Source organism: Sinorhizobium sp. GQ132, from assembly GCF_059758575.1.
Window position 1 is genome coordinate 1 of record NZ_JCAXDX010000068.1, and the last position, 380, is coordinate 380.

General features: G+C 62.9%; 1 pseudogene. It reads right to left on the reverse strand.

The window, feature by feature from the left end:
- Nucleotides 1-122 precede the first annotated feature (122 nt).
- A pseudogene (locus tag AC6CIG_RS29750) lies at nucleotides 123-380 on the reverse strand (PhnA-like protein); the annotation flags it as partial.

Below are 380 nucleotides of genomic sequence, written 5' to 3' on the forward strand. Positions count from 1 at the left end.
CCGCGGAACATTGATAGCCGCCGACACCTCATGGTGAGCACTCGCCCGGCCCTCCCCCGTTCCAGCGCCACCAGACGCGTTTCCGACCGCCGATCTCCCGCAGCTGCGGGATATCGGGGCTACTAGCCGGCACGACGCGTGGCATCAGTCGTGACCAGAGTACGCGGCGTTCCAAACGCACCACCGAACCAAGCCGCGACCGCGCCAACAACGAGGGAGAAGAAGCCCAAGATGGCCCCGCTAGAAACTGCGGTGGCGGCCACATCCGCGGCTTCGGTCGCCTGTTGTTTGGCGCGTTCGATCGAGGCCTTGTAACTCTCTTCGTATTGTTGAACCTGCGTACGTGCCTGGTCCACCGGAATGTTCTGTGCCTTTGCAAT